The organism is bacterium, assembly GCA_019695335.1.
Taxonomy (GTDB): Bacteria; CLD3; CLD3; order SB21; family SB21; genus JABWBZ01.
This window is the reverse complement of record JAIBAF010000017.1, coordinates 21,181-47,116: the sequence shown is the minus strand read 5'-3', so window position 1 is coordinate 47,116 and position 25,936 is coordinate 21,181. Positions and strand designations below refer to the sequence as shown.

23 protein-coding genes are annotated in these 25,936 nt (G+C 43.6%); 15 read left to right on the top strand and 8 right to left on the bottom strand.

The window, feature by feature from the left end:
* Positions 1–297 precede the first annotated feature (297 nt).
* A complete protein-coding gene (locus tag K1X84_06460) occupies positions 298–4,311 on the top strand; it encodes a S8 family serine peptidase (protein MBX7151266.1) in 4,014 nt (1,337 codons plus the stop codon).
* Between the two features lie 7 nt (positions 4,312–4,318).
* Here K1X84_06460 and K1X84_06455 read toward each other — a convergent pair whose 3' ends face one another.
* The 5 genes from K1X84_06455 to K1X84_06435 form a co-directional block, all read right to left on the bottom strand.
* Positions 4,319–4,624 (bottom strand): hypothetical protein, encoded by a 306-nt coding sequence (locus K1X84_06455; protein MBX7151265.1) that lies wholly within the window; start codon positions 4,622–4,624, stop codon positions 4,319–4,321.
* A 48-nt stretch (positions 4,625–4,672) separates the two neighbouring features.
* Positions 4,673–4,933 (bottom strand): hypothetical protein, encoded by a 261-nt coding sequence (locus K1X84_06450; GenBank protein MBX7151264.1) that lies wholly within the window; start codon positions 4,931–4,933, stop codon positions 4,673–4,675.
* Between the two features lie 190 nt (positions 4,934–5,123).
* On the bottom strand, positions 5,124–5,579 hold the full coding sequence (locus K1X84_06445) for a hypothetical protein (GenBank protein ID MBX7151263.1): 456 nt from the start codon (positions 5,577–5,579) through the stop codon (positions 5,124–5,126).
* 57 nt (positions 5,580–5,636) lie between these two features.
* Complete coding sequence (locus K1X84_06440) at positions 5,637–7,952, bottom strand: PBP1A family penicillin-binding protein (protein MBX7151262.1); 2,316 nt, start codon at positions 7,950–7,952, stop codon at positions 5,637–5,639.
* A gap of 9 nt (positions 7,953–7,961) precedes the next feature.
* Entirely contained in the window at positions 7,962–8,567 is a 606-nt protein-coding gene (locus tag K1X84_06435; GenBank protein ID MBX7151261.1) for a UbiX family flavin prenyltransferase, read from the bottom strand.
* 144 nt (positions 8,568–8,711) lie between these two features.
* Between K1X84_06435 and asnB the strand changes: the two genes are divergently transcribed.
* The 10 genes from asnB to K1X84_06385 all read left to right on the top strand — a co-directional run bounded on the left by asnB (position 8,712) and on the right by K1X84_06385 (position 19,271).
* The gene (gene asnB, locus K1X84_06430) at positions 8,712–10,607 is read left to right on the top strand and encodes an asparagine synthase (glutamine-hydrolyzing) (protein ID MBX7151260.1); all 1,896 of its coding nucleotides are present in this window, start codon (positions 8,712–8,714) and stop codon (positions 10,605–10,607) included.
* On the top strand, positions 10,604–11,728 hold the full coding sequence (locus K1X84_06425) for a glycosyltransferase (GenBank protein MBX7151259.1): 1,125 nt from the start codon (positions 10,604–10,606) through the stop codon (positions 11,726–11,728). Before asnB ends, K1X84_06425 begins: the two co-directional genes overlap by 4 nt.
* On the top strand, positions 11,725–12,801 hold the full coding sequence (gene wecB, locus K1X84_06420; protein MBX7151258.1) for a UDP-N-acetylglucosamine 2-epimerase (non-hydrolyzing): 1,077 nt from the start codon (positions 11,725–11,727) through the stop codon (positions 12,799–12,801). Before K1X84_06425 ends, wecB begins: the two co-directional genes overlap by 4 nt.
* A gap of 81 nt (positions 12,802–12,882) precedes the next feature.
* Positions 12,883–14,388, top strand: a complete 1,506-nt coding sequence (locus K1X84_06415; protein MBX7151257.1) for a hypothetical protein — start codon at positions 12,883–12,885, stop codon at positions 14,386–14,388.
* A 10-nt stretch (positions 14,389–14,398) separates the two neighbouring features.
* The gene (locus tag K1X84_06410; protein ID MBX7151256.1) at positions 14,399–15,112 is read left to right on the top strand and encodes a glycosyltransferase family 2 protein; all 714 of its coding nucleotides are present in this window, start codon (positions 14,399–14,401) and stop codon (positions 15,110–15,112) included.
* Position 15,113: 1 nt separating this feature from the next.
* Positions 15,114–15,482, top strand: coding sequence for a DUF2304 domain-containing protein (locus K1X84_06405; GenBank protein ID MBX7151255.1), 369 nt, complete (start codon positions 15,114–15,116; stop codon positions 15,480–15,482).
* Between the two features lie 61 nt (positions 15,483–15,543).
* Positions 15,544–16,137 (top strand): hypothetical protein, encoded by a 594-nt coding sequence (locus K1X84_06400; protein ID MBX7151254.1) that lies wholly within the window; start codon positions 15,544–15,546, stop codon positions 16,135–16,137.
* Between the two features lie 34 nt (positions 16,138–16,171).
* The gene (lysS, locus tag K1X84_06395) at positions 16,172–17,692 is read left to right on the top strand and encodes a lysine--tRNA ligase (GenBank protein MBX7151253.1); all 1,521 of its coding nucleotides are present in this window, start codon (positions 16,172–16,174) and stop codon (positions 17,690–17,692) included.
* Between the two features lie 8 nt (positions 17,693–17,700).
* Positions 17,701–18,513, top strand: a complete 813-nt coding sequence (locus K1X84_06390; GenBank protein ID MBX7151252.1) for an ABC transporter permease — start codon at positions 17,701–17,703, stop codon at positions 18,511–18,513.
* Positions 18,510–19,271, top strand: a complete 762-nt coding sequence (locus K1X84_06385; GenBank protein ID MBX7151251.1) for an ABC transporter ATP-binding protein — start codon at positions 18,510–18,512, stop codon at positions 19,269–19,271. The genes K1X84_06390 and K1X84_06385 overlap by 4 nt, the downstream gene beginning before the upstream one ends.
* A gap of 36 nt (positions 19,272–19,307) precedes the next feature.
* On the opposite strand, the gene K1X84_06380 is transcribed toward K1X84_06385, so the two are convergent.
* Together K1X84_06380 and fmt are read right to left on the bottom strand one after the other, a co-directional pair.
* Positions 19,308–20,498 (bottom strand): PLP-dependent aspartate aminotransferase family protein, encoded by a 1,191-nt coding sequence (locus K1X84_06380; GenBank protein ID MBX7151250.1) that lies wholly within the window; start codon positions 20,496–20,498, stop codon positions 19,308–19,310.
* Between the two features lie 6 nt (positions 20,499–20,504).
* On the bottom strand, positions 20,505–21,452 hold the full coding sequence (fmt, locus tag K1X84_06375) for a methionyl-tRNA formyltransferase (protein ID MBX7151249.1): 948 nt from the start codon (positions 21,450–21,452) through the stop codon (positions 20,505–20,507).
* A gap of 148 nt (positions 21,453–21,600) precedes the next feature.
* Here fmt and K1X84_06370 point away from each other — a divergent pair, with 148 nt between their 5' ends.
* The 4 genes from K1X84_06370 (at position 21,601) to K1X84_06355 (ending at position 25,133) form a co-directional block, all read left to right on the top strand.
* The gene (locus K1X84_06370) at positions 21,601–22,959 is read left to right on the top strand and encodes a glycine--tRNA ligase (GenBank protein MBX7151248.1); all 1,359 of its coding nucleotides are present in this window, start codon (positions 21,601–21,603) and stop codon (positions 22,957–22,959) included.
* A 97-nt stretch (positions 22,960–23,056) separates the two neighbouring features.
* Positions 23,057–23,698 (top strand): sterol desaturase family protein, encoded by a 642-nt coding sequence (locus tag K1X84_06365; protein ID MBX7151247.1) that lies wholly within the window; start codon positions 23,057–23,059, stop codon positions 23,696–23,698.
* Between the two features lie 192 nt (positions 23,699–23,890).
* Positions 23,891–24,247: a metalloregulator ArsR/SmtB family transcription factor gene (locus K1X84_06360; GenBank protein MBX7151246.1), complete on the top strand. Its 357-nt coding sequence runs from the start codon at positions 23,891–23,893 to the stop codon at positions 24,245–24,247.
* Between the two features lies 1 nt (position 24,248).
* Positions 24,249–25,133 carry an arsenite methyltransferase gene (locus tag K1X84_06355; GenBank protein MBX7151245.1) on the top strand — a complete coding sequence of 295 codons (885 nt, stop codon included), beginning with the start codon at positions 24,249–24,251 and terminating at the stop codon, positions 25,131–25,133.
* Between the two features lie 49 nt (positions 25,134–25,182).
* On the opposite strand, the gene K1X84_06350 is transcribed toward K1X84_06355, so the two are convergent.
* Entirely contained in the window at positions 25,183–25,932 is a 750-nt protein-coding gene (locus K1X84_06350) for a LytTR family DNA-binding domain-containing protein (GenBank protein MBX7151244.1), read from the bottom strand.
* Between the last annotated feature and the right edge of the window lie 4 nt (positions 25,933–25,936).

Sequence of the window (25,936 nt, the reverse complement as noted above, 5' to 3'; positions counted from 1 at the left end):
ACCTCGTTGAATATTCAATGACAGCGACTGAAAAACGGGCACCAATATACCGGTTCAAGCCTCATTTTTCAAGTAAAAACGGGGATTTCCTTTGACTCACGACAACGTTTTTTGTAATTTGCCCGTTGTATGCAATTTATTTTAATCTTATTTCTAATCGCAGTTATTTGCCCTACTGGATTTTCGCAGGAGAGACCATCCACATCTATCATTGTCAAATTCAAATCGGATGCAATTCCTGAATCCTTCCGCCCAACGTTCAATTCCAGTCAAGCCTTATCCAAAACGTCTTTCAAAGTGAAAAAATTTACCGGAACTTCGCGGCAATCCGCATTAAAAAAATCGGCTGTTCAGGATCGTTTTGAAAACGTATACGTCGTTGATTTCGACGATTCGGATGCATTGAATGATGCTTTACGTCGTTATCAAACCGATCCCAACGTAGACTATGTTGCAATCAACCATTCATTTAATTCCGATGCCGTTAAACCGAATGATACGCACGTCGATAGCTTGTATTGGATTAAGTTGGTGCAGGCAATGGATGCCTGGAATTTACAAAAAGGATCCCGCGATGTTTTGATTGGCATCATTGATTCTGGGATTGATTACCAGCATCCGGATTTATCCAATCAGATTTGGCACAATTCCGGTGAAACGGGAATGGATCCTAACGGTCATGACCGCCGTACGAACGGAATCGATGATGATGGCAATGGATATGTCGATGATTGGCGGGGGTGGGATTTTGTGGACGCTCCCGGATTTGCCGACAACGGCGATTTTTTGGAGCCCGACAACGATCCGCTTGACGATAACGGTCATGGAACCGCCGTCGCCGGTATTATAGGTGCGGAAGGCAATAATCATACGGGCGTCATCGGATTAGCCTACGGATGTACCATAATGCCTCTGCGCGCGGGATCGGCTTCCGGTTTTCTGCAGGAAGACGACGTCGCGCAGGCAATTATTTATGCCGTCGATAACGGTGCTCGCGTCATCAATATGAGTTTTGGCGACAAAGAATTTTCCCCATTGATGCGCGATGCGATTCGATACGCCTACGAACACGACGTCGTGATGGTCGCATCCGCCGGGAACGATGCTTCGTCCGCTTATCACTATCCTTCCGGTTTCGATGAAACGATTTCCGTCAGCGCGACAGGCCCGGACGACTTTTTCGCATCGTTTTCCAATTATGGTATCTCGATCAATATCGCGGCGCCCGGTGTCAATGTTTATTCTACGTCCCGCGGAGGCGGTTATACTTATTTTTCCGGAACATCCGCCAGTGCACCGTTGGTGTCTGCGCTTGCCGCATTGATTATTTCACATCATCCGGAATTTAACGCTGAAGAAATCAAATCCATCGTTGAAACTTCCGCGGATGATATCGGTGAAAATGGCTGGGATCAATATTACGGCGCGGGACGGCTCAACGCTTTTCGCGCGTTACAGATTGCTTACGCTTCGATTGCGCGCATCAATTTTCCGGCAACCGATCAAGGCGTTGCTGCCGATACGCTTGCAATTGTCGGAACCGCTTCCGGCGCTTTTTTAAAACGATATTCCGTTTATTACGGCGTCGGCTCAAACCCATCGAATTGGATTCTGTTGCAAACCACAGAAAACCATCAAATAGTCAACGCACGTCTTGCCGCACTCCATATGCAACCGCTCGCCGAAGGACCATACAGTCTACGTCTTGTGATTGAAAATAAAGACGGCAGCATTGTCGAAGATCGTTCGCGTTTTTTTATTGATCGATCGGCTCCAATAATTTCCGAAATTGTCATAAAAAAAATGATTTTTGGAAATGGTCACGGTTATTTAATCGAATTTCAGACTGACGACCCGTGCGCCTCGACAGTTTGGTATCGCTCATACAATACCGTTGAACCGTTCAAACCGATTCCCATCAATGCGCTTTCAACCAAACACATTGTATTCATTCCGGATCAGTATTTGTCCGGTCATTTCGATATTTTTCTTGAAGCACGCAATGCCGCAGGGATGAATACTTTAGCCAATAATGCCGGCGCTTATTACGAACTTCTGCTTGATGACCAACCTATTGAACAATTTACTTTTGTTCAGGATACTTCAATACAACTCCCGTCATCGTATTTACTCGATCATACAACCGATCTTGACAGTAACGGAAAAAAAGAATTAGTTGTTAATGCTCTGAATACGAATCATGGTTTCGAACAAGTCAAAATTTTTGAATTTGATCCGATTTATCCTGGAAAATTCAGACTCAAAAAAAGCTACGACTTCAACGGAATTCCTCGTGATGCCTTTCGCGCAAATGGTATTGGAAAAATTTTAACAGGCGCCGGCGCGGAGACATTTATTATAACATCGAACCATCCGGATTCACTGCCGAATACTATCCCGTTTCGCGATAACAATGATTTCTGGGGCGTCAGATTTGATGATGTTTTTAGTAATAATGACACCAAAATGATCGTCAAAAACGGAAAAAATTTTAAAATCTACCGGGACTCCGGCGGCGATGAATGGAAATTAACCGCAACTTTGAATAATCCTACCAATGGCGATAATTTTATTGCTATTCCGTCTTGTTCTGTTGGCGATTTTGACGGCGATGGGAAAAAAGATTTGTTGTTCGGAGATTTTGACGGCGACGTTTACATTTATGAAGTAAACGGCCAGAACCTGGATTTAACATGGCAAGAATCTCTGCCTCTGTACGATGTTAACGGATTTACAGCGGCCGCTGATTTTGATGGCGACGGAAAAGATGAATTTATTGCTGGAACGCACACATTGCCGTTTCTTAGTGAATCGCAAGCTGCCGAGCAATATTGGACGTTTGTGATTTACAAATCAACCGGCGATAATATCTACGAACCTGTATGGCAGCAAAATTTTTACGGCTTCAGTTCACTAACCGACTTTCAAAGCGGCGTCAATGCAGCGGATATCGATGGTGATGGCAAAGCGGAAATTTTTCTGAGCCTGTATCCCAATTTGTATGTACTCAGCTATAACTCAACTCTTCAAACTTATGAACCGATTTGGCAGACTCAAACGCGCAGCAACACCGTTGTAATTGATGATATGAATGGCGATTCGATCAAAGAAATTTATTTTAATAACGGACATCAAACAGTTGCCTACAGCCTTAATGGACTGATCAATCCTGCGCAAACTCCGTCCGCTTTTGCCGCTACTCCGTTGGATACGTTTCAGGTGTTACTTTCATGGAATGCATCGCCTTCGGCAGAACTTTACAAAATTTATCGTGGAACGGCATTGGACAGTATGGAATTTGCATTCAATGTCACTGCCGTGCATACCGATACCCTTGACACCAGTGTGACAATCAATCAGCTATATTATTATGGTATAACAGCCATAGTTAGTGGAATCGAAAGCGATCTGAGTCCCGTTCAAACCGTACGCCCAAATCGAAAACCTTATATTGTGAGCGCGCAAGCTTCCGGCCGTGAACATGTTATCGTAAAATTTTCTGAAAAAATGGACGTCAATAAATTAACCGCCGTCGGATCGTACGAATTGAATTCGGTTGGATTTCCAATGACAGCTCTCCCGAAAAAAAACGGCGAAGAGGTTTTATTGACATTCCCGTCAATCACACCGGGCAATTACTGGCTTACGGTTAACGATATTACCGACACTGACCGTACACCGATTGATACTACGCTTCATTCTATAGAGATTACGATACCGCTAGCCACTCCGAAATTTTTTCTTGAAAAAACCATATACCTCGGAAATAATTCCATCGATCTTTATTTTAGCGAAGCGGTTACATCGGCATCAGCCGGAAATATTATCAACTACAGCGTCGAACCGGATTTTCAAACAACCGAGGCCGCCATCGATGCGGTAAATCCTAAAACTGTTCATATTAAAATTACCGGAAGTCATCCAATCGGTGCGATTGGAATTCGATACATTATTAAAGTAAAGAATCTGATGGCTGAATCCGGAAGCATCTTGGATGAAACGGAAGGCAATACTTCTTCGATTGTTTTAACTCAGAACACTCTTGATCATGTTTTTACCTATCCCAATCCTTATCGTCCGGACGAAGCGCCGCAAGGAATGATGTTCGCTAATCTGACTCCGACGGCGACCATCAAAATTTATTCACTCAACGGTGTTTATATTAACACGCTTGAAGAAACCGATCAGGATGGCGGAGTATTATGGGATTTAAAAGACCGTAGCGGTAATAAAGTTCCAAGTGGAATTTATTATTACATAGTCGAATCGGAAAAACAAAAGAAGCGCGGGAAATTTGCGGTGGTGCGGTAAAAAAGAATTATTTAAGTTGCATCACAGGAACCATCAGCAAATTAAAATAATCTTCTATTTGATCTGCTTTTTTTCGCAAATCTAAAATTGCATTCATTCTGGTGTCTGCTTCACCGCCGATTACGACACATACAAAGTCATATGATGTGCCCGGCTGCATTGTGAATGGCCCGACATTCAACATGATGCGGCCGTTGCCACCTAAATTGTCGACGATTCCAGTTGCAGTGATTGGATCCCCAGGATACACAAAACCAGGATATAGGGAATCGACACCTTCATTGATCGAACCGTCAAATCTTAATCCTTTCAAAAAATTATATCGTTGCTGGTCATTACGGGGATCAGTTCCGTTGGCATATCAATTAGTCGAGGACAAATTCGCATGGATACCGCCCTCGGTAAAATAAAGAAACTTATAACCTATAGCATATTCACGGCCTGTAACACTGTGTCCGTCATTTGAATTATAAACGACCATCATGTTCCTTGGTATGTCGGTTCCGATAAGGTCGTTATGAGGTTCTTCCAAATCTTTGTCGCACCAAAGACTGACGTAAGCTTCAGGATATTGATTGGAGCTTTTATTGGTAATTTTAAAATGAACAAAAAAAAGCGTCACCTGTACCAAGATATTTAAACATATAAGTCATTCGTTGGACCTCCAGACCCAAAGAACGGCCCGTTCGCATTTCGCGCGTATCTAATGTATCCGCTCCGAGATCGTGGAAAACGCACCACGAATCTTCCATGGAGAGTTGCAGCGGTTCTCCGCGATCATCGACGGGCGCTCCCCATTGCGAAGGCCAGAATTACCAATCAATATTGATATTAGGTTCAGTGATAATATAGATGGCGGAAGAGTTCGGATTGGAAGCTTTTAACTGGCTAACGTCGGCCAATTCGGTATTCAAAATGCGACCCGGTAAAAATTCTGAACTAAATTCAATCTGTGAAACAGTGGGAATTTCATTTTTCAGCGCTCCAACATACAAGCCGCCGGCGTACATTGCATTTTGGCCGGAGCCTTTTGGAAACTCCCCACCTGCAGTATTCTCATTATGATCCAGATCTTTTGGATCATAGCCCCAGCGCCCATCTGGTTGAAGCCACATACGCCAACGATTGGCATCGACCATTCTTGCGCCTGTCTCCGGTATCGAATCCAGATAGAAATCGGAAGCATTGGGATAATGAACATAACTGTCATCACAACTGAGATTTATGAATACTACGTGTAGAGATAAAATGACTGATATTAATTTCATACTTATCTCCTGATGTCCCTTACAGAGATAAGTGTTTATTCTTTTTGAAAACTTACATCAAAATCCCACGCCTTTTTTCTTTTTGGTAGTTTTGATTTTTCCGGTGTGAATATTACACGGATCGGTAGGCTGATATTTTGCATTAAAAACTTCTTTGATTTTAGTTGGACATGCGGTATTGGCCAATAAGCCTGATTCCTGGCACACTTCAAGCCTGACGACACCCGGCGGCATTTCAAAATCTTCAACCGGCAATTGCATCGCATCATGCGCACGCGCCATAAATCGTCCCCACATCGGAGCCGCAATTACTTCTCCGGGATTTTTACTGCTGAGATTTAGTTCGTACGTATCGTAGCCAACCCACACAGCAGTTACAATCTGCGGCGTAAAGCCGATGTACCACCCGTCGGACCATTTTTGCGTCGTCCCGGTTTTGACGCCGGCGGGCCTTTCGAAACCATATTTCCTTGCCCAACGACCGGTACCGCGCTCCCAATCTATGCTCGATTTCATCATCTCACTCATAATATAGGCCGTCTCGGCGCTCAGGACTTCTTTGGTTTTAGGAACGTATTGCCAAAGAATGTTACCGTCTTTATCTTCGATTTTCAAAATGGCCGAAGGTTCTACGCGAATGCCTTTGTTGGCAAATACGCCGTACGCCGACGCCATTTCCAACGGAATCACATCGGACACGCCGAGCGCCAACGCATCGACCGGTTGCAGCGGCGTCGTAATGCCCATTTTACCGGCATAACTCACGACCTGCGACGGCGGCACAACTTCCTGCATCAGCCGCACGGCTACGAGATTCAGCGAACGGGCCAGTGCTTCACGGAGCGACGTCGGACCGCCGCGATTACCATCGTAATTTTGCGGCGTCCAGCGCTCACCGTTATCCATGATCAGAACCACATCCTGATTAAGCAATTTGAAAGTCGGAGAATAACCATTATCGATGGCCGCAGTGTACAGAAAAGGTTTGAACGTCGATCCCGGTTGCCGTTTGATCTGTGTCACGTGGTTAAGTTTGTATTTCGTAAAATCGCGGCCGCCTACCATCGCCAGAATATGGCCGTTTGTCGGATCAAGCGCGATAAGACTGGATTGAACAATGCCGTAAAACTTTGCAAGTGAATCGACGCTGTGCGGATCGGCGAGCAACTTTTTAATCGTACTTTGATCGACGCCGTCGCGCTGAAGATATTTCGGTAAAAACGCCTGCGCATTCGTTTTCATAACTTTGGCGCCGAAGGCATCGAGATTCAAAAATTTTTCTTTTACGCTTTCCTGGTATGCGCTCTCGGCGCCCGCTTGTGCGCGCGAATCTAAAGTGGTGTGCACGACCAACCCGTCTTCATAAATATTAATGTGCAATTCTTCCTGCAGATCTTCCAGTTGCTTACGCACGAATTCTGTAAAATACGGCGCAATACCAACGACATCTTCCTGCCGGCGCGGATGAATGACAATGGATTTGTCTTTGGCTTCGTTAAATTCCTTCTCGTTGATAAACCCCTCATCGAACATTCGCCGCAAAACAATTTTTTTTCTGCGCTCACCGGCATTGGCATTTCGCGTATAATACGACGGAGCCTGGAGCAATCCAATGAGATACGCCGATTCTTCCAGCGACAATTCCTGAACATCTTTATCGAAAAAAATACGTGCCGCCGACTGAATACCAAACGCTTCATTGCCGAAATACATGTGCGTCAGGTACATTTCGATAATCTCTTGCTTCGAATAACGCCGTTCGATTTGAATAGCCGTCAATACTTCTTTAAATTTACGCGCCAGCGTCTTCTCCGTATCGAAATACAGATTTCTGGCCAATTGTTGTGTGAGCGAACTGAAACCTTCTTTACTGCTCATGGAAATCGTATTAACCATCGCCGCTTTGACAAAACGGATCATATCGACGCCCCAATGATTATAAAACCGTTTATCCTCCGTCGCCAGCAGCGCATGCACAACATTTTTAGGAAGTTCATTGAAGGGTACACGAGTTCGACGCTCTTTGTAAAACTCTTTGATGACTTTGCCGTCAACAGAATACACTTTGGTGGACAATTTAGGTTCATACACTTCCAATTGCTCGATAGACGGCAAGTCCGAATTGAAATACCATGCAAACGCAATGATACTCAGCAACACGATACCGACCATTGACAAGAAAATTTTAAAAGCCACCTTCCAGACACCCGGTTGATTGAATTGATCGTGGGATATTTTTTTTCGGTGATTGACAGGAATCCGAGTTTGAGTAACGGTGATGGATTCGTCGCCGTTACCGGATTCCGGTTCATTAGTGTGGTTGGAATTATTATTAATTTCCGCTTCTTCGGATTCTCTTTTTCGTCGTAGCATAGAGTCGATTCAATTGCCCCAGTTGTTAAATAAACCGTGATCGTCGATACCCAGCAGGTTTAATACACGGCCTGCTATAAAATCTGCCAAATCGTCCAGCGTTGCCGGTTGTTGATAAAATGCCGGCATGGCCGGTACAATTTTCGCGCCTACTTTTGCGAGCTTGAGCATGTTTTCGATTTGAATGGTATTCATCGGCGTTTCGCGCGGCACTACGATCAACGGGTAATTCTCCTTGAGAGCAACATCCGCCGATCGTTCGATCAGATTGCTTGACGAACCGTTCGCCAAGGCTGATAACGTTTTCATCGAACACGGAATAACAACCATCGCCAACCGCCTTACCGAACCGCTCGCCATCGGCGCAGCAATCGATGCGTTATCAAACTCACGAATTTTACCGCGTATCACCGACGCACCAAATTTCGAAGCCAGAAATTCGGTCATCGATTCTTTTTCAGGATCAAAACCCAATTCGAGTTTACAGGTAATCTTTCCCGCATCGGAAATAATCAGATCAACGTCAAATTCTTTGCTCATCAGGTAGCGCAAAAGCCGGATGGAATACAATACCCCGCTGGCACCGGTAATCGCAATGGTTATACGTTTATTCACAGTGATCAATCATAAAATAATGTTAAAAATAAAATAGTCTAAAATTATATCTAATGCAAGCTCTCAGAGAGCTTCTACCTTGATTCTTTAGGCAAAAAAAAGTATGTTGTGCGCGCCAAATTTTATTATTCTACAATTTAATGTATGTGTGGAATTGCTGGAATATATCGTTTCGATGGACGCGCTGTTTTGCCGCATGAACTTCAAAGGATGGCTCAGGCGATTCGTCACCGCGGCCCGGATGATGAGGGATCTTACCGCGACGGACCGGTGGGTTTGGCTTTCCGCCGCCTCAGCATTATCGACCTCTCGCCACTCGGACATCAACCGATGACGAATCACGATGGCTCGCTGTGGATTATTTTCAACGGTGAAGTATACAATTATATCGAATTACGCGATGAGCTTCGTTCAAAGGGCTATTCCTTTCGATCTCAAAGCGATACGGAGGTTGTGCTGTCCGCTTACGAAGAATGGGGCGCGGACTGTCTTTCCCGGTTCAATGGAATGTGGGGCATGGCCATCTGGGACGCTAAAAAAAGAGAACTCTTCTGTGCGCGTGACCGGTTTGGCGTCAAACCTTTTTATTACTATCGCAATCAAAACCATTTCACTTTTGCCTCCGAAATCAAAAGTATTTTGCAAGACCCGTCTATTCCGCGTGAGCCTGAAGACGAAGTCGTTTACAATTTTCTTTTCGAATTTAAGCGCGACTTCTCCCATCAAACTTTTTTCAAAAATATTTTTCAGCTCGAACCCGGACATTATTTAAAAATCAGTAATAATAATTTTGCTATCCGCCGCTATTTTGACATCGACTTGGAGGCTGAAACTGAGCTCGCCGACGATCAAACTTACGCGAAACAATTCTATTCACTTTTTGAAGACTCCATTCGCTTACGCCTTCGGAGCGATGTCCCTGTTGGAAGTTGTCTTAGCGGCGGGCAGGATTCGTCAGCAATCGTGTGTGTATTAAATCACCTGATGCTCAAAGACGGTATTGATAAGTCCATGATCGGTAACCGGCAAAAAACTTTTTCAGCTTATTCAGATATGAAAGAGATCGATGAAAGTATCTATGCTGAAAAAGTCATTGAGCAGACCAAGGCGGAAAAAAACACTGTATTACCCACAGCCCGGCAGTTGGCTTATGAATTAGATAAAGTTGTGTGGGCCCATGAGGAGCCGTTTGGGTCGACCAGCATTTATGCTCAGTATTGCGTCATGCGGCTGGCCCATGAACGCGGTATCAAAGTCCTTCTTGACGGACAAGGATCCGATGAATTACTCGGAGGATACAACCAATCGTTGTTTCCTTATCTTTCTTCTATGATCCGACGATTAGAGTGGCGCCGCTTCTTGAAGGAAATAGATACCATTGAAACCAACGGTCAAAAGCTTTCCCGGGGAGCGAAGATAACAGCCGCTCTCGGAGCCTTGCCATCCAAACAAGCCAGCTTCCTCCGGAATTATCTCCTGTTAAATCTTGAAAACGGAATCCACCGTGAATTCGTTTCTACTATGAAAGGAACGCATGGCATCGTATCCACCACAAGCTCGAGCCTTCGACACAATTCGTATCACGATTTTCGTTTGATCTTACGATCGCTTTTAATGTTTGAAGATAAAAATTCCATGGCGTTTTCCATCGAAGCCCGGGTTCCTTTTTTAGATTACCGATTGGTTCAATTCGTATTCTCTTTACCCGATCACCAGAAAATTCATACCGGCGGTGCGCGAAAATATGTTCTGCGCAACGCAATGCAAGGTATTGTTCCGGACATGATCTTACAGCGGCGGGATAAAATCGGTTTTGCAACGGCCGAAAAAAACTGGTTTAAAGAAGGCCCGCTCCGTGATAAAATGATGGAAGTGTTTTATTCTAAAAGTTTCGAACAACGCGGTTATTTCGATTATGCCATTATCCGGAAAAAATTTAAAGCCTTGCCGCAATCCGGACCCGAAAAAGGTTATATCAATTTCTGGGGATGTTTTCATCTGGAAATGTGGCTACGGAAATTCATTGACGGTCGCCTATGAAAATTGTTTGGTTTTCCGAGATCAAGTGGACGTATTTGACAACTCGAAAGCAGCAGATCATCCGGCAATTTCCTGACGATTGGGAAGTTTTGTTTATTGAAAGTTTTGCCGTTGGCAAAAAAAATGGTTTTCTTCCAAAACGTGATGGAAGGGTCACGTACGCTACCGTCCCGTTTTTTAAAGCCACTCCTTATGCTTTAGTTAATCGGTTTCAGGGCTTCGTGATCATACGCTTTCTGATGACACTAGCAGCAATGTTGTGGGTAAATTTTTTATGCCGGGTTACCGGATTTAACGGCGTCGATCGAGTGATATGCACTTCCAATATTTTTTATGCCTATATTATCCAGCGGATGAAGAAACGTCTAACTGTTTACGATTGCAATGATTATCCTCTAGGCTTTTCGGATACTTTATCCATGGCCCCGGCTTATTATAAAAAGACTCTTGCGATAGCGGATATTGTTGTGACCGTTTCGAAACGAATTGCCGATATTATAGCGAAAGACAGCGCCAAACAAGTTTTTTTGATAGGAAATGGCGTCGATTACGAATTGTTTGATCAAACTAAAACAGAAAATCCTCCACAGGAGATGGCCGCCATGTCTCATCCTATCATACTTTATAGCGGCGCAATTTCAAATTGGTTTGATATCGATCTTTTGCTTCTTTTGTCATCCGTATTACCCAACGCTTCTTTGGTTTTGGTAGGACCAATTTTATCACAATCCGTTCGAACCAAACTTAACGATAAACTGCCGGCAAACGTTCATTGGCTGGGCGAAAAAAAATACACGGAACTCCCACGATATGTTCATTCAGCCGATGTATGCATCATTCCTTTTTTAAAAAACGATTTGACGTCAGGTTTGAATCCCAACAAACTTTATGAATACCTGGCTTGTGGAAAACCGATTGTCGTTATGGATTATTCCGATGAAATCATCAGTTTGAGTTCTCACATTTTTGTAGCAACAACACGTGACGAATTTATTGCTAAAACAACCGAGGCTTTGAATTCAAACATCAATACGGACAGCCTGCGAACGATTGCCCGCGAAAACAGTTGGAAAAAAAAATCAGAAGCTTTTGCTAAACTTATTCAAGACCGCTTAGCATGAAAAAAATCGTTACGATTGTTGGCGCAAGGCCTCAATTCGTCAAATTAGCTCCCGTATCCGCGGCTATTCGCCAATACACATCGGACATGATAAAAGAAATTATTGTCCATACGGGTCAGCATTATGATGTTGCCATGTCCGATATTTTTTTTCAAGAATTGGAATTGCCGGTTCCAGATCATCATTTAAATGTTGGTTCAGGAAGTCATGCTGAACAAACGGCGGCCATTATAACAAAACTTGAAAAAGTATTGATCCAAGAAAAACCTGATATGGTTATCGTTTACGGTGACACCAATTCGACTCTGGCAGGTGCATTGACGGCTTCCAAACTTCAGATACCGCTAGCACATGTTGAAGCCGGTTTACGAAGCTACAATCGACGGATGCCTGAAGAAATCAACCGAATCATCACCGATCGTCTCAGTTCTGTTCTGTTTTGTCCCACTCGTCAATCAATTGATTGGTTGTCAAAAGAAGGCATATCGGAAAATGTTCATTTTACCGGCGATGTCATGTACGACGCCGTCTTATTGCACGGCCGAATGGCGGAAAGAAAAACAGAAATCATGGCTCGGCTCAATATCGCTCCGAAAAAATATTTACTGGCAACGATTCACCGCGCTGAAAATACGGACGACGGCTCCAAACTCAAAAATATTTTTAACGGACTTTCCGGAATCAAACATCCCATTGTTTTACCCGCTCACCCGCGATTGATTAAGAAAATTCATGAACACCAATTACACGTACCGGTCAATATACAAATGACCGATCCGGTGTCGTATTTGGAAATGCTGGTACTTGAAAAAAATGCGATGCAGATTTTGACAGATTCAGGCGGTATCCAAAAAGAAGCCTATTTTTTTAATATTCCATGTATTACGCTCAGAGAAGAAACGGAATGGATTGAAACGTTAGATTATGATTGCAATGTTTTAGCCGGATCCGATCCTGATACCATAACCAATAAAGCCAATATTCAACGGGAACCGTTTTTTGGAAATCAATATTTCGGTGACGGTCATGCTGCCGAAATGATTGTAAAAACTCTATTAACTTACTTGAAATAAAAATTCATTATGGATAAACGTGGTTTATTTCTTCTTTTTTGCTTTTTTCTTTCAGTCTGTTTGCTCGCTGCCGGTGGCCGCGTGGCTTCAAGCGACGAGAACGGTTTTTTTCTTGAAGTACAAAGTCTCACAGACCGTGGAACTCTGGCTATTCCTGAAGGTATCATCAATAACGGCGTCTACGGAAAAGACGGTCAGTATTATCTAGGCGGGGGAATCGGCTTTACCCTGGTTGCCATGCCGTTTTATGTAATAGGAAAATTGGCTCTTACGATTTTTCCGGTTCCGGAAGCTTACCATATTTTTATTCTCAAAGGCGCTCTCAGCCTGACCAATCAATTCCTCACAGCCTTGCTGGCCGTAATGTTTTTTTTGTTTGCCCGCAGTTTCAACTACTCCAACCGGTTGTCATTTTTTTTAACGGCAGCGTTAATTTTTTCGACCAATATTTTTCCGTATGCAAAATCTGCCATGCGTGAACCGCTTTTAACTTTATCCTTACTCGGTGTTTTCTTTTTCTTGCGGCAATTTGAATTAACTCGAAAAACATTGTCATTGCACGCTGCAGGAGTTTGTTTCACGCTCCTCATCCACACCAAACTTGTTTTTATAATCTTATTACCGCTGATTGCCATTTATTTTTCATATGTAGTTAACGGTCCGTATTTGCTATGGTCATTGAATTGGCTGAAGAATTTAGCAAACATAATTTGGAGTCAAAAGAATTCAAGGCTGTATATCGTTATGTACGCGTGGTTGTTGTTGGCATTTGGCGGGATGGCCTTATATAATTTCGCACAATTCGGCAGTATGCTCTCATCCGGATATACAGAAAAAGGCCAACCATTCACCAACCCGCTTTTTGTCGGCATTTATGGATTGCTGTTCAGTTCCGGTAAAAGTTTTTTCCTGTATGCACCGGTTACCCTATTGGCGTTTTATTCATTCCGACGTTTCGCAAACGAACATCGAATGGAAACGGGTCTATTCGCCGGTATGTTTTTGCTCATGCTGATTTTTCACGCCAAGTTCTTTTCCTGGGCTGGCGATGGAAGCTGGGGGCCACGTTATTTGATACCGGTTCTGCCTTTCTGTATCCTTGTGGCCGGAAAAGGGCTTCAAAATTCGTTGGAACAAAAGAGGAATTTTTCTAAATTAGCCGCTGTCGGATTATTTTTTCTAGGCATTGGAATCCAGGGAGGCGGAACGAGCGTTTACTTAGGTAGTTATCTTCGTTGGATCGGCGAATATCCTTTTACAAAAAATTTCTCCGATCCCGAATTTATGTATAAAAGCCATTTCGTCCCCGGTTATAGCCCTGTTGTTGGGCATTGGCGACTCTTTTTTAATTCTATACAAAAACACGCCGATGGTGAAATCGGACCGTTATCGGTTACTTCAGACCAGAGGCGAATTCCTTTGTCGGAAAATGATCAGGCGAAATTGCCGTATCTTATAGATTATTGGTTCATGTACGCTTATTACGGCGGCGTCAAACTCTCATGGATTATTATTGCAACCGTCATCGGTATCATCGTCACCGTACTACTGGGCTGGCAGACCTGGCGAAAATTCTGCAATTCATAATAGGAAAACTTTGGCAAGGCTACTGATCATTATTCCGGCTTTTAACGAAGAAAAAAATATCGATCGCGTGATCGAACGTGTGAGAAATGTTGGGCCACAATTACCCGCCGGTGTATCAATGGACATTGCCGTAATTAACGACGGATCGAAGGACCGTACGAAAGAAGTGGCTGAAAAAACAGGCGCGATGGTTTTGGATCTTCCGTTTAATGTCGGAATCGGCGCCACGGTACAGACAGGCTTCAAATACGCGGCAGAAAATCATTACGATATGGCTGTTCAAGTCGACGGTGACGGTCAGCATGATCCTCAATTTTTACCGGCATTGATCGAGCCCGTATTAAATGGAAATGCCGATATGGTTATCGGCTCGCGCTTTATAGACAATCAAGGCTTTCAATCAACCTTTATTAGGCGCTTGGGAATCCGGATATTTTATGCCGTTAATTCACTGATCATTCGTCAGAAAATTACCGATAATACATCGGGGTTTCGAGCCTATTCGGCGAAAGCGATTCAACTGTTGGCTGACGAATATCCTTCGGATTATCCGGAACCGGAATCGGTTATTATTTTAGGGTTGAGAAAATTTCGTATCCTGGAAATCCCGGTTGTCATGAAAGAACGCGAAGGCGGACGCTCGTCGATCACCCTGTTTCGTTCACTTTATTATATGATCAAAGTGTTACTGGCCATTTTCATTAATATCTTCAAGAAACAATGATATGGAAAATACAACGGTAGAGGTTTTCAGGATACAAATTGTTGCTATAGCCGTCAGCGTCGGAATGATGTTGCTGGTTTTTGAACTCATTCGGCGAAAGAAATTACGTGAAAAATATTCGTTGATCTGGTTTGCCGCGGGGATTGTGATGATTGTTCTTTCAATATGGAGGGATTTGCTTGACCGGATTGCCTTTCTCCTGGGTGTCGGATATGCCCCCGCATTGCTGTTTATGGTTGCGCTTGGTTTTGGCGCTGTACTGATGATCCATTTCTCCGTTGTGATCTCAGAGTTAAGTGAAAAAAATAAAACTTTAACGCAAGAGATCGCATTACTGAAACAAGAATTAAAGAAAATTAAACATTCATAAATTTGTTTTTCTGAAAACAAAAAGATAAGAGCGATTGTTATTTTTAAAAAAAACCAGCATCTTGATAATATTGACGATTGTTTTGGCGGATTGCAGCCAGCCGTTGACGCCAATGCAAAAAAAATTGGTTCAGCTTGTTGAAAAACATCAGAAACAATATCCCGGTTTTGAAATTCAGGATGCGTATAAGTTATTATTTCAAAGTTCGCTCGGCGTCGGACATTTGATTGCCGATTCCGTTGCCGCAAAAAATTATTTATTGCAGGAAATGGGAGCTCTAGGCAACTCGGCCGAATCCGATGAAACGTTGATTGAATTTATTTCGACGGACAGTTCGATGGTTCGTGTCAATTTGCGGCCGTTTATGCGACAACATCTGGATCCGGATTTACTTTTCAAAGCCATGATCGAAACGATGATTTACAATAAAAAAACCAAAAAGGATTTCGCAGCGGAATGGCGTGAATATGTATACTTGGTCCACAGCGGTTATTTACGATTTGACCCTGAAAAGTTAGACGAGTTTAATTATAATATAGCCGCACAGAATTATCCGATGATCCATCATTCGGAATTTTACAGCACGCATTATGCACCGGCTTATCGCGTGGTCTATTACGACAAGTTCAAAAAATATTTTAACCAGACTCCATAACTTATAACATTATTCATTTAACAGGAAATCGGCTTTGGAAGAAGAATTATTACGCATTCGCAGAGAAAAATTGCAGAAACTCCGGGAGATGGGCATTGAGCCTTATCCGTATAAATTTGAACGTCAATATTTCTCCAGCGATTTGCTGGAAAAGTTTGATTCGCTCGGCGTCAACGATGATTCACAACTTAACGATCCCAATGCACCGCGCGTTCAAGTGGCCGGACGCATTATGTCTCAACGCAGCAAAGGTAAAACGGCTTTTGCACACATTCAGGACATGCACGGAAAAATTCAAATTTATGCGCGCAAAGATATCCTTGGCGATATGATGTATGAAGCGTTTAGCAAGCAGTTCGATCTTGGCGACGTGATCGGAGTGAAGGGCGTATTATTCAAAACGCATACCGGCGAAATTACGATCAAAGCAGAAAATATAACGTTGTTGTCCAAAAGCCTCCGGTATATTCCGGTTGGAAAAGAAAAAGTCCTGGACGACGGAAGTGTGCAGCGATTCAGCGACGTCGACGATAAAGAATTTCGATACCGCCAGCGTTATGCGGATCTGATCATGCACCCGGAAGTGCGCGAAACGTTTGCCAAACGAAGTAAAATCATTTCCGCGATCCGTCAGTTCCTCGATCAACGCGGATATCTGGAAGTCGAAACGCCGATTTTGCAGCCTTTATATGGCGGAGCATCGGCACGGCCTTTTGTCACGCATCATAATACGTTGGATATGAAATTGTATATGCGGATTGCACTGGAATTGTATCTGAAACGCCTGATCGTCGGTGGATTCGATAAAGTATACGAAATTTCAAAAATTTTCCGTAATGAAGGTATGGATCGTTTTCACAATCCTGAATTCACCATGCTGGAGTTTTACGAAGCTTATTCGGATTTCCATGACTTGATGACCTTGACTGAAGAAATGCTAGGTTTCGTCTGTCAAACCGTGAACGGAAGTCTGGAAATTGACACGATGGGTCATCGGGTAAATTTCAAACCGCCGTATGCCCGGCTGTCGATGTTTGATGCGATCAAACAATACGCCAACATCGATGTTTCTGAAATGAGCGAAGAACAATTACGGGATGAATGCAAAAAATTACATATCCATACGGAACCCGCCTGGGATCGCGGTAAGTTGATCGACGAGCTTTTCAGCGAAAAAGTTCAAAGTCATTTGATTCAACCGGTATTTATTACCGAACAGCCGATTGAAATTTCACCCTTGGCCAAAAAACACCGTTCAAAAAAAGGCGTCGTAGAGCGATTCGAACTTTTTATTCTCGGAAGCGAAGTAGCCAATGCATTCAGTGAACTCAACGATCCGGTCGATCAGCGGCAACGGTTTGAGGCACAAATGGGTTTACGTGCACGGGGCGATGAAGAGGCACAGATGCTGGATGAAGATTTTCTCCGCGCCATTGAATATGGTATGCCCCCGACAGCCGGCGAAGGTATAGGCATCGACCGTCTTGTCATGATCATGACCAACCAAGAATCCATTCGCGACGTATTATTTTTTCCGACGATGAGACCGGAGTAAACTAATTCATGGCTCTGTTTAAACAAATTGTTATTGCGCTTTCCGAGTTTCTGCTCCTTGATAAATTCGGCCGCAAGGTACTCCAATTTTTTGCCGGACTTGGTGAATCAACCATGCTGTTGTTTCATTCGGTAAAAAATCTTCGCTATGTCATGAGGGATCGTCATCTCATTATCGAACAGATGAGCATTGTCGGCGTGAATTCAATTCCGCTGGTGCTCGTAACGGCGTCGTTTGCAGGGATGGTAGCCGCCGTCCAGGCCGGTTATCAATTGGAAGATTTCGGATCGCCCAGTATGTTTTTGGGTTCATCCACCAGCCGGGCTATCGTAATCGAACTAGCCCCAGTGCTTACCGGGCTTGTACTAGCCGGTCGTTTCGGCGCTTCGATTGCCGCTGAAATTGGTACGATGAAGGTTACTGAACAAATTGACGCTCTCGAAACTATGGCCATTGATCCGATCCGTTATCTTGCCACGCCACGAATTATTGCCGGGATCGTTATGATGCCGATTCTGATTATTTTTGCCGATCTCATCGCCATGAGCGGTTCGTTGTTTATCGGCTACACGACGATGGATGTATCGCCTCAGGCTTTTTTCGCCAGTGTTGAGAAATTCATGGTGCTTCGGGATGTGATGTCCGGCCTGCTTAAAGCATTGATGTTCGGCGGTTCGACGGCTTTAATCGGATGTTATGTCGGCTTTGCGACGGAAGGCGGAGCAGAAGGCGTCGGTATGGCTACCATTCGGGCATTCGTTTTATCGTCAGCCGCCATTCTTGTTAATGATTACATTGTTGCATCGGTGATATTGTTATGATTCAGATTGTTAATTTATACAAATACTTTCAGGACAAGCGCATCCTCTCCGGCGTGAATCTTGAAATCGAGACCGGAAAAATCACAACCATCGTCGGTCGAAGCGGATGCGGTAAAAGTGTGCTGCTCAAACATATCGTCGGTTTGCTGCATCCTGATGAAGGGAAAGTCCTGATCGAAGGTGAGGCGTTGAGCGACATGACCACTCAGGAACTTTTTGATGTACGAAAAAAGATGGGATTGGTTTTCCAAAATGGCGCGCTCTTTGACTCGATGAGCGTGGAAGAAAATATCGGACTTGGCTTGCGCGAACATACCAAGCTGTCCGATGCAGAAATTTCCAATAAAGTTTCGAAATTATTAGAAATGGTTGGATTACCGGGTATCGAAAAATATCGCCCGTCTGAATTATCCGGCGGTATGAAAAAACGCGTCAGCCTTGCGCGTGCATTGGCGATGGATCCGCAATATGTTTTATATGACGAGCCCACTACGGGATTGGATCCAATCATGTCGGCCATTATTGACGACTTGATACAAAGGCTGAATAATGACTTGAACATTACTTCCATTGTCGTCACGCACGATATGAAAAGCGTTTACAAAATTTCCGACCGCGTTGCGATGCTACACTATGGCGTCGTTCGGTTCAACGGCACGCCCGATGAATTAAAAAACACTAACGATAATGTCGTGCGTCAATTTATCGAAGGCAATGTCGAAGGTCCGATACAGCCGGTTCTCAAAGACGGACGGTAAATCCTTCGCCATTTGAATAAATTGTCAGATAATTTTTTAATTCGTTGCCAACCCATTTAAAGCCTGATCGAAATCTTCTTTTATCGTTTCGCTGTCTTCAATCCCTGTGTTAACTCTCACCAGACCATCCGAAACATCAATAGCCTTTCGCTCGTCAGCCGTCATAAAAAAATGTGATGAGAACGCCGGCAATAAAATAGTCGTCTCGACTCCGCCTAATGAAGGAACCATTTTTACCATTTTTAAATTTTTTAAAAACCGGTTAAGCGTCGCCCGATCAGCATCAATTTCAAATGAGAGCATTCCGCCAAATCCGCTCATTTGTTTTTTAGCAACAGTATGAAACGGCGATGACTCCAATCCGGGATAAAAAACGCGTTTTACTTTCGGATGTTGTGACAAAAATTTAGCTAAAGATAACGCATTCTGATTGTGTCGTTGCATGCGGACGTCGAGAGTCTTGACTCCTCGCCCCAAAAGCCATGCCGTATTCGGATCCAATGTGGCGCCCATATACGTTCGATGCCTTTGGACGGTTTTCCAAAGGCGTGCAGGTACCATGGCCACGCCGGCAGTCACATCATCATGTCCGCCCAGGAATTTGGTTGCGCTGTGGTAAACTATATCAACTCCCATTTTCAATGGCTGCTGATTAACCGGCGACGCAAACGTATTATCCATCATCGTTTGTAGATTATGCTGTTGGGCAAATTTAACGACGGATTCAATATCAACAACTCTTAATGTTGGGTTCGTCGGCGTTTCAAAAAAAATTAAACGTGTATGAGGCTTTATTGATTGTTTAAGATTCAATTCCGGCGAGTCCATTAAATTTACAAATGTAATTTGAATTCCCATTTTCGAAACAAATTCTTTCAGCTGCGTCATGGTACCGCCGTACAAATCGCTGGATGCGATCATGTGATCGCCGGATTGAAGCATGGATGAAAATAGCGCAAACGATGCGGCCAATCCGCTCGAAAACAAGACAGCGTTGTCACTACCTTCCAGGGCAGCTAATTTTTTCTCAACGGCGGCGACAGTCGGATTGGCAATACGGGAATAAATATATTCATTCGTTTTTCCTTCAAACGCAGCAACCATCGCATCGACTGATTCGAAGCCAAATACCGACGTTTGATATATCGGCAATGTTAGCGAATGCGTAGCCGGATCCAGTTTTTCACCGGCATGCACAGCCTGATCGGAAATGTTTTTGCTTTTCATAACCTCTCATTTAAATATTTGAAATTTTTCGATTGTATGCCCGCGCAAAAAATCTGTGACGGTCATTCTCTTCTTCGACGGCGGCTGAATTTCTTTTAACCACAAAACTTTTTGGTCGCCACACATGACGGCAATACCTTTATTGGAATGAACTTCAGTAATCGTTCCGGGAGTACACTTCTCGGGAGTAACTTCCTGCAATTCAGTCTGAAAAATTTTGTACGACTCACCGTTAAAAACAGTGAAAGCGCATGGATAAGGCGATAAACCCCGTATAAAATTTTGAATAGTACGTGCCGGTTGGCTCCAGTCAATTCGGCAATCATCTTTGAATATTTTAGGAGCCGAAGTTGCCAGACTTTCGTCTTGAGTTATAAGTTCCACGCGGTCTTCCGCCACAAGACTCACCGTCTCCAATAAAGTTTCAGCGCCGAGTGCGGCAAGACGGTCATGCAACTCGCCCGCAGTTTCCAGTTCTCCGATTGCCAGCGAACGTTGCAGAATCAGGTTACCGGTATCAACTTTTTGCTGAATGAAAAAAGTTGTCACGCCGGTTTCTTTTTCGCCACGAATAATGGCCCAGTTGACTGGCGCCGCACCTCGAAATTTAGGTAACAGCGAGGCATGGAGATTAATGCTGCCGTGAGGAGGAAGTTGAAACACTTCAGGAGGTAAAATGCGAAACGCAACGACAACAAATAGATCGGAGTTATATTTTTTAAGTTCAGCGATAAATGCCGGATCGCGTAAAGCGCCTTTTTCTGCGCCAGGCTGAATGACCGGAAGATGATGGGCTACTGCAAATTCTTTAATCGGAGTAAACGATACCTTTTGTCCGCGTCCGCGCGGTAAATCCGGAGCTGTAACAACGGCCAGAACTTGATGATGACTTTCATACAATTTTTGCAAACATGGAACGGCAAAATCAGCCGTTCCCATGAAAATGATCTTCAATGATTTCATACTTTTTTGAATACATTTAGAGCAATAACCACGCGAATGTATTACAATTTCCATCGAGTTGCAAAGATGAAATAGGATTGATTTTATAGCTAAATATCAATATCATTTCGTCATTGTTGAATTAAAATTATGGAGAATTATGGCTCAGCAACCTTCCGGTACGGAATTGATGGATAAAATTGTTTCCTTGTGCAAACGGCGTGGATTTATTTTTCAGTCCAGTGAAATTTACGGCGGTCTCAACGGATGCTGGGACTATGGTCCGCTCGGCGTCGAATTGCTTAAAAATTTGAAAGAAGCCTGGTGGAAATCGATGACATACCGTGATGATGTTGAAGGACTGGATGCCGCAATTCTGATGCATCCGCGCGTATGGGAAGCCAGCGGGCATGTGGAAAATTTTACCGATCCGATGATTGACTGCAAAGAATGCAAAGCGCGATTCCGCGCCGATCAGATCGAAGAATCCATGTGTGGCAATAAAGCTTACCAGGGCCGCAAAGCCGGCAAATGTGCGGCAGAGGGAAAATTTACCGAGGCGCGCCAATTCAACTTAATGTTTAAAACCTACATCGGACCTCTGGAAGACTCCAGCGCTGTCGTCTATTTGCGTCCTGAAACGGCACAAGGTATTTACGTCAATTTCTACAATGTCAAAGATTCAACCCGCCAGAAAGTTCCGTTCGGGATCGCACAAATCGGCAAAGCATTTCGCAATGAAATCAATACGAAGAACTTCTTATTCCGCACACGGGAATTCGAACAAATGGAAATGCAGTTTTTTGTTAAACCCGGAACCGATATGGAATGGTTCAGTCATTGGAAAGAAACCAGAAAACAATGGTACATCGATCTGGGCATGTCGCCGGATAAACTGAATTTTCATGAACATGAAAAACTCGCTCATTATGCGTCGGCAGCGTTTGATATTGAATTTTTATTTCCTTTCGGTTGGGGGGAGATCGAAGGCATTCATAATCGTACGGATTACGATTTGCGCCGGCACCAGGAATTCAGCGGCAAAAATCTCGAATATTTTGACGATACCACTAAAGAAAAGTATATCCCATACGTAATAGAAACTTCGGCCGGTGCGTCACGTGGTCTAATGGCGTTTTTGTGTAATGCCTATGCCGAGGAAGAAGCTCCAACCGGCGAAGGAAAAACCGAAGTTCGTACGGTAATGAAATTTCATCCTCAGCTGGCGCCGGTCAAAGCTGCGGTTCTTCCACTCGTGCGTAAAGACGGCATGCCGGAGATTGCGACGAAATTACATGACGAACTTAAAAAACGATTCAGAGTTTTTTATGATGAAAGCGCAACGGTCGGTAAACGGTATCGCAGACAGGATGAGATTGGAACGCCCTATTGCATCACCATCGACAGTGAAACTTTACAGAATCAGACGGTCACAATCCGTCATCGAGATACAATGACTCAAGAACGTATCGCTCTCGATAAAACATTAGGCTTTCTGACCGAAAAATTGTTAGCTTGATTTGGATGAAATTTTTCTTGCTGTGAATGGCTGATTTACGTATAATTGCGGGAAAATAGCATTTTATTGTTAAGTTTGTGTTTTGAAAGGTTTCGATATGGCGAAAAAATTCGTTTCAAATAAAGATGAAACGATTCGTATGTTTGAGAGCGATTTTCTGGAATTCTTCTCCCGAGTTCATCCTGCAACTCCGTTGATTGTATTCGTTCCGGTAATTATTTATATGATATATCTCTCCGTTACGCTTCAATTTACGATTCTGCAAATCGCCGAATGGTTCGTTTTCGGCCTGGTGTTTTGGACGTTTGCGGAATACGCTCTCCATCGTTTTGTTTTTCATTTCACACCGCATGGTGCTTTTATGGAGCGTATGCATTTCATGTTTCATGGAGTACACCACGATTACCCGATGGATAGCCGTCGTCTGGTAATGCCTCCGGCTATAAGCATACCATTGTCGGCTTTGTTTTATTGGCTATTTGTTGCAGTAGTCGATAACCGCGCTGTTCCAATGTGGACAGGATTTATGACCGGATATTTATTTTACGACATGACACACTACGCGATTCATCATTTTCAGATGCGGTCACCATTTTGGTTGGCGATCAAAAATCATCATATCAAACATCACTTCCAAGACTCCACCAAAGGTTATGGCGTCAGTTCACCTATTTGGGATTATATCTGGAAAACGACTTTTCCGGAAAAAGAAGAACAAAAAACCGAAGTTCATTCATAGAGCGATTTTAATATTCCATGTTAAAAGCCATCTGTTTTTCAGATGGCTTTTTCTTTTTCCTTACGATTTAAGACTTTGTTTTTCAACGGTATTCAGGCATTTGCAGAATTAAAAAAAACAAAATTGCTTGACAGAATGAAACTTGTACGATATATTATCGTATATTTACGATAAACGATAAAGGAACCGTTTATGGCGATCAGTAAAGCCCATGAATTTGAAAAAGACGAAATTAAGTTAGCTGAATTAGCCAAAGCCTTGTCACATCCCGCACGAATTGCGATTCTGAAAAAATTGGCCGAAGACAATGTATGCATTTGCGGTGAATTGGTTTCCGATTTGCCATTAGCACAGTCAACTGTTTCGCAGCATTTAAAAGAACTCAAACGCGTCGGGCTTGTTCGGGGTGAGATCGAAGGGCCGAAATCAAGTTATTGCATCAACCCGGATACGATTGCTCAACTTTCGGGATTAATCGACAAATTATTTAAAGTTTTTGACAGCTGCTGTCCGCCAACTAAACTCATTACTATTAAAAAGGAAAAATAAAATGGAACCTTCTACTAAAAATAAAACTTCCGGATGCTGCGACTCCGATTGCTGCTCGGATGAAAAAACAGCAACAGTTTCTGATTCATCGTCGGAATCGATCAAAAAAATGGTCAAGGAAAAATACGGACAAATTGCTCTCCAATCCAAAACATATAATCAATCCTCTTGTTGCGGCGGTACCGGTAGCTGTGGAACCGATTTCACGATCATGAGCGATGAATATGCCGCCGTTGAAGGATATAATCCGGATGCTGACCTGGGTTTGGGCTGCGGTATTCCGACGCAATTTGCAAAAATCAGCAAAAATAATACGGTGTTGGATCTGGGATCCGGAGCAGGTAATGACGCTTTCGTTGCGCGATCATTGGTTGGCGAAAACGGACGCGTTATCGGTGTGGATATGACGGACGCGATGATCGATCGCGCAAATATCAACGTCAAAAAATTAGGCTATTCCAACGTTGAATTCCGCCATGGCGACATTGAAAAATTACCGGTCGAATCAGGAACCATCGACGTTGTCATCAGTAACTGTGTACTCAATCTTGTTCCTGACAAACGCAAAGCTTTCTCTGAAATTCACCGCGTTCTAAAACCCGGCGCGCATTTCACGGTTTCCGATATCGTATTGAAAGGCCAATTACCCAAACGTCTTCAAAACGCGGCAGAAATGTATGCCGGTTGCGTCGCAGGAGCTTTACAAATGGGTGAATATCTTGGAATCGTTCACGAGCAGGGATTCAAAAATGTCAGCGTGGTCAAAGAGAAGAAAATCATCATTCCGGATGAAATTTTATCGCAATTTCTTTCCGACAAGGAATTAATCGACTACAAAAACTCCGAGTCGTCTATTTTGAGTATTACGGTTTACGCCGACAAATAGCGCCTTGAGAAACGCACCGCTTTCATTGATGTGAAAGCGGTGCGCTATTTTACAGATATTCCCGCAGGTTTTCGGGTAAAGTATCTTTATACGTCTTGCTGAGCGTCAGCCGGGTTCCGCTTTTTAAAATTACGGTGTACTCCCCGTTAAACATACTGTTCAATTCTTTGATCTTTTCAAGATTGACCATGTGCGACCGGTGAATACGTATGATCTTCTCGGGATTCAATTTTTTTTCCATCGCATTCATTGTTTCCCGCACCAGATGCTGTTCTCCCCCGGAATGCACGATCACGTAATTACCTGAGGCTTCGATCCATTCGATGTCGCCCGTCTTTAAGAAATAAATTTTTCCTGACGCTTTTATGACTATTCTATCAGAAAATTCTTTATCCCGCTGTTGAAGCATTTGTAGTAATTGCCGGCGAAGGGTTTCAGGTTGTTTAAGCATTGGCCTGACATGGTCGAGCGTTTTTAAAAATCGTTTCCTGTCAAATGGTTTGAGTAAATAATCAAGCGCGTGGAATTCAAATGCTTTCAACGCGTGATGATCGTAAGCCGTAACAAAAACCACCGCAGGCAATTTGTCCAATGCTTCCAAAACTGCAAAACCATCGCGCCCCGGCATTTGGACGTCCAGAAAAACCAGATCAGGTGTCATCTTCCGGATCGCACGTATGGCACTGTCGCCATCGGCACACTCGCCGATTATTTCCATATCCACTTCCTTGGACAGCAATTGCCGCAATCGCTCGCGCGCAAGCGGTTCGTCGTCGACAATGAGAGTTCGGATTTTCATAATT